The organism is Rhodopirellula sp. JB055 (genome assembly GCF_043100905.1).
In the GTDB taxonomy this organism is placed as follows: Bacteria; Planctomycetota; Planctomycetia; order Pirellulales; family Pirellulaceae; genus Rhodopirellula.
In genome coordinates, this window is sequence record NZ_JBICHO010000544.1 from 1 (window position 1) to 5122 (window position 5122).

3 protein-coding genes are annotated in these 5122 nt (G+C 57.8%); 2 read left to right on the forward strand and 1 reads right to left on the reverse strand.

Annotation, left to right across the window (positions count from 1 at the left end):
* Window positions 1–228 precede the first annotated feature (228 nt).
* Complete coding sequence (locus tag ACF8AM_RS21165; protein ID WP_392557561.1) at window positions 229–1956, reverse strand: hypothetical protein; 1728 nt, start codon at window positions 1954–1956, stop codon at window positions 229–231.
* 106 nt (window positions 1957–2062) lie between these two features.
* On the opposite strand from ACF8AM_RS21165, the gene hisD reads away from it, so the two are divergent.
* Together hisD and ACF8AM_RS21175 are read left to right on the forward strand one after the other, a co-directional pair.
* Window positions 2063–3427: a histidinol dehydrogenase gene (gene hisD, locus ACF8AM_RS21170; protein ID WP_392557562.1), complete on the forward strand. Its 1365-nt coding sequence runs from the start codon at window positions 2063–2065 to the stop codon at window positions 3425–3427.
* Between the two features lie 201 nt (window positions 3428–3628).
* Entirely contained in the window at window positions 3629–4888 is a 1260-nt protein-coding gene (locus ACF8AM_RS21175) for a beta-ketoacyl-[acyl-carrier-protein] synthase family protein (RefSeq protein WP_392557563.1), read from the forward strand.
* Window positions 4889–5122: the final 234 nt, after the last annotated feature.

Sequence of the window (5122 nt, forward strand, 5' to 3'; positions counted from 1 at the left end):
AAGTGAATCATCGCACAAAAAGGATGAGGGTTCTTACCTAGTGGCGTTTGATTGAGCGTTGCGGTCTTCATGTGAACGGCGCATTCGCGTTGCCTTCCACTGCGGGAGCGACTGAGAAGCGGTCTAAGGACAGAGCAGGTCTGTAGACTTTTCCTCGTGAATCAGGCGTCGTCTGGTGCTTTTGCGAGATAGGCGTGAGGTCGCGACCACTCTCTTTTGTTCTCTGGTTCAGTCTTGTTTGTCTATAGAATAGTAAAGTTTAATGTTGCCGAATCGCCCGTAGTCCTGGCGGTCGAAGCCTTCGAGGGGAGGGATTTCCTGCTGGTTCTTTGGCAGAAATCGGGACAGAAACCAATGCTTGCAACGGGGCTCGGAGCGGGGGAGAGATTGGGCCGCTCGTTGCCAGCCCTCCATCGGTTTTACCGAGCCGACCGCATGGAGAATCACTCGTTCACCGGGAGTGTACGGGCCTCTCGCCGGCAGGGTGAGGTAGTTCGAAAGTTCAATGTCCGTGACTTCGCCCATCATCGTTGGCTGCTCGATCAAATCAGCGTCGATCCACAGATGATGCTCCATCGCATCGGCGTCCGAAGGGGGGCCTAGCTCCGTTTCAGCAGCGATTTGTTGGATGGCATCTCGCCAGTTTTCGTGTCGATAGACCCAGTAAGAGGCGACTTTGGGGTGGATAGAGCCTTGGGTCCAGGCAACGCTGGCCAGCGAAAGAAAGATGGGGATTGGTGACAATAGATCGTAATGCCCAGGTCTATGGATTGAGGCGATCCAGGCTCCCAGGCTGACGCAACCAAGTGGCAAGCCTGCGATCAAGTAACGCCGGTGCCAGATTGGGACCCCCAAAAAATTTGCCAAAAAAAACGCAGACAACACGGAGACCACCAGAGCAAAGCTGCACAGGATGGCGAAGGAGACGGCACCACGATGCGGTGGGGGGGCGTTGGTTGGTCCATGTGAGGTGTGCTCGACCGGCCGGGGTTTGTTTGTTGGTTTGGGCAAGAAACGCAGGGAATACCTGCTGAATATCGCTGCGGCGGCAGGGAAAAGGATCCATCCGAGCCAAGGCCACATGTTCCAAATCGCGAAAATGGATTTTGGTCGTCCGAAAGCTGACCAGGCGTCGCGTCGTTCCCAGACGTCCTGTTGATGGCTGGCCAGTTGCAGGCCAACCATTGCCCACAATGCTAGCCAAAACGTGTGACGCAAAATGGCATGTTTCAGTTCAGCCGGGTTTTTTCGCCGGCGAAACAGGTCGCAGGCCGACATTGCGACGACCAGCGGAGCGAGCGTGAGCAAGGACGTGATGTGCATCGAAACCGCCAACAAAACGCTGGCGTGCAAACCGGCCCAACTCCAATTCGTTCGTTGGCCCGGTGGCGGTGGTTGAGTTGGCGCTGTCCACAATCGAGCGGCGAAGCCGATCGCCAGCGTGCTGCAGAGAATGACGGGTGCGTAGGGTCGAAGTTCGACGCCGTAGAACGCGGCTTGCCGATCGATTGCAAACGCGATCCCGGCTGCCGCGGCGGCCAAGAGACTGCCCTGGTACCGGATCAATCCCCAGGCGATCAGGGCGGCGGACACGCTGACGCACCACAGACTGGTCAGTCGAGCCAGCGATTCCACCGGGTAGCTGGCGAAAGGTTCTGGCCACGGAATTTGTTGCCAAATCCAGAGCGACCAAAAATACAGCGGTTGCTGGTTGCCCATCTTGGCTCGCGCCGCCACGTCATTCCATCCATCCGCGACACACCAAGCCGAGTGCAATTCGTCCACCCAAAAACTCTCGGTGAGAAACGGCCAGCGAAGGGCGAAAGTCAGCAGGAACACAGCGGCGATGATCGTCCACTGGAGCGGGCGAGATCGCTTGGGGGCAAGTGACCTTGGTTCGGATGGGGGCAAAGCTGATTCGGATGGGCTGGAAGATTGCGTCTCGGCGTGATTCATGAGCCAAGCCTAGCCCAAGGTTGTTGGCTCGGTAAACTGAGCGCACGGCTTTGATGGCCGATCTGAAATTGCCGATCCATTCCTCTGAGTATCCCGCGTCGCTGCTGTGCCTGAATTTTCGATCCAAACCGTTGACGCTCGCGATGCCTCCTCGAGTGATGCCGCCGAAACTCTGGCTGCTTTGCGTGAAAAGTTGAGCCCACGCGGGGATCTTGTCAGCCCCCGTGGCCGCGAATTGACTTTGAAAGTGTTTGGCAAGGCACTGACACCCATCGAAGTCGTGGAGACGATTTGCAACGACGTGCAGTCACAAGGAACGGACGCTTTATTGCGATACACACAATCGCTTGACGGTGCCGACCTGACCGCTGAAACATTGCGGGTTCCGGAAGCTGATCTGCAAGCCGCTCATGCCGCAGCCGATCCGAAGTTGATCGAAACGATTGGTCGCATCCGCGAAAACATCGCCACATTTCAATCGGCGATTCTGCATCGGGACGTCACCATCACGCCTCGGCCCGGCGTTTCGCTGACCCAGCGTTATGTGCCGATCCCGCGAGTGGGGATTTGCGTTCCCGGTGGCGCCGCCGCCTATCCATCGACAGTGATGATGACCGCGATTCCGGCTCAGGTCGCGGGCGTTGACGAGATCGCGGTGGTCGCACCTCCGACTCCATTTGGGGCGTACAACACGGACATGCTGGCGACTTGTCACGAGTTGGGGATCAAAGAAGTCTATCGTTGCGGCGGGGCACAAGCCGTTGCTGCGATGGCGTATGGATGTGACGCGTTACCGGCTGTCGACAAAATTGTGGGCCCCGGCAATTTGTTCGTGGCATTGGCGAAGAAGCACGTTTTCGGGACCGTCGACATCGATTCCTTCGCTGGTCCGAGCGAGGTGATTGTGATCGCGGACGATTCGGCGGACGCCGCTTTTGTCGCCTCGGATTTGCTGGCTCAAGCCGAACATTCGCCCGGTTCGGCGATCTTGATCACGTGGGACGAGGCTTTGCTGGGCAATGTCAAAACGGAATTGGCAAAACAGCTTGGCGAACTCGAACGCGGCGAATTGGCGCGTCATGCGTTGGCGGATTTCGGGGCGTTGATTTTGGCACGTGATGCCGAGCACGCTTGTGAGTTGACCGACTCGTTTGCGCCGGAGCACTTGCAGATCGAAACTCGCCAACCTGAATCGTTGATCGCGAAAATCCGGCACAGCGGGGCGGCGTTTTTGGGGCATCATACCCCAGTTGCGTTGGGGGACTACGCGGCCGGTCCCAGCCACGTGTTGCCGACGGGCGGAACCTGCCGATGGGCAGCGGGGTTGTCAGCGAACAGTTTTTTGCGGTCAGGCAGCGTGACCCAATTTGATCGTTCGGCGTTGGAGGTGATTGCTCCCGACGTGATCACCGTTGCTGAGAAAGAGGGGCTGACCGCTCACGCGCGCAGCATCTCAATTCGTACGCAGTGACCCGCCGGAACGTCATGATCGGCAAGGTCTCGTTGGTCTGAATCAACGATTCCTTTCCAGGCATCGGTATCCGTTTTTGCTGGGCTGTTCCTCGCAAATTCCAATGGAACCTGGACATTGCCCGTTGAGGAAACGGAGTCCGATTGCTACGTTTTTGGGTCGCCATCCACGCATCAATCGCTCCTTTTGGCCGCAACATCCGTGATCGCCCCTCACCGTGCTTCTCAGCTTCCCGACGACCAACGCATCGTCATCACCGGCGTCGGTCTGACATCGCCCAACGGAAACAATTGGGGCGACTTTCGCAACGCATTGCTGGAAAAACGCAGCGGCGTTCAGCCGTATGAAATCCGTTACTTCGGCGAGACTTTGGCCGGCGTGTGTGACTTCGATGCCAAGCGATATCAATCCAAAAAGGACATCCGCCGAGGCACGCGAGCGGGCAGCGTGGGTGTTTACACGGCCCAGGAAGCGGTCGCTCATTCCGGGTTGGATTGGGACAACGTGGACAAAGATCGGGTCGGCATCTACGTCGGTGTGACGGAACACGGGAACGTCGAGACCGAAAACGAAATTCATGTGATCAAAGGGTTTGATTACGACACGAGTTGCTGGTCGCACCACCACAACCCACGTACCGTCGCGAACAACCCTGCCGGTGAGATTGCACTGAACATGCAGATCACTGGACCGCACTACACGATTGGTGCGGCCTGTGCTGCGGGGAACGCCGGGATCATTCAAGGCGCTCAGATGCTGCGGCTGAATGAGTGCGATGTGGCGATCGCGGGCGGAACCAGTGAGAGCATTCACACGTTCGGGATCTTCGCCAGTTTCAACAGTCAGAACGCTTTGGCGACCCACGCGGATCCGACGCTGGCGTCTCGTCCGTTTGATCAAAAACGCAACGGCATTGTGGTTGCCGAAGGCGGGTGCCTGTACACGCTGGAGCGACTCAGCGATGCGAAAGCTCGCGGTGCCGAAATTCACGGTGAGCTGGTCGGTTATGCGATGAACACCGATGCGACGGACTTTGTGTTGCCCAATCCAGAACGCCAAGCCCAGTGCGTGCAGAAGGCGCTCAAGCAAGCTGGTTTGGAAGCGGACCAAATCGACATTGTCAGCACGCACGCCACGGGAACGAACAGCGGCGACATCCAAGAGTGCGCCGCTCTGCGAAGCGTGTTTGGCAAATGCGAAAACGTTCGCATCAACAACACGAAGAGCTACATCGGGCACGCAATGGGAGCAGCCGGATCGTTGGAATTGGCTGGCAACCTGATGGCGTTTCGCGATCAAGTCGTGCATCCCACGATCAATGTCGATGAGCTGGACCCCGAATGCGATTTGCCAGGCTTGGTGCTCAACGAGCCACAAGAGAAAAAGCAGGTGGATTACATCCTGAACAACTCGTTCGGGATGCTCGGCATCAATTCCGTGGTCATCGTCGGCCGCGTTTGATTTCGAGGACGCTCGTCATTCGCCAGGGCCGAGGCGGCATCCGAATTTCAAATTTGCAATTTCAGTGCTCGGCCCTCCCCTCGCTTCGCTCGACCCTCCCAGCGGGAGGGTGAATTGAATTGAGGACTGCCCTCCCCGTGGCCCGTGGTCCCCTGATCCTGTGATCCTGTGGTCCTGTGGCCCTGAGCCCCTGAGCCCCTGAGCCCCTGAGCCCCTGCACCACTTTCCACCTCT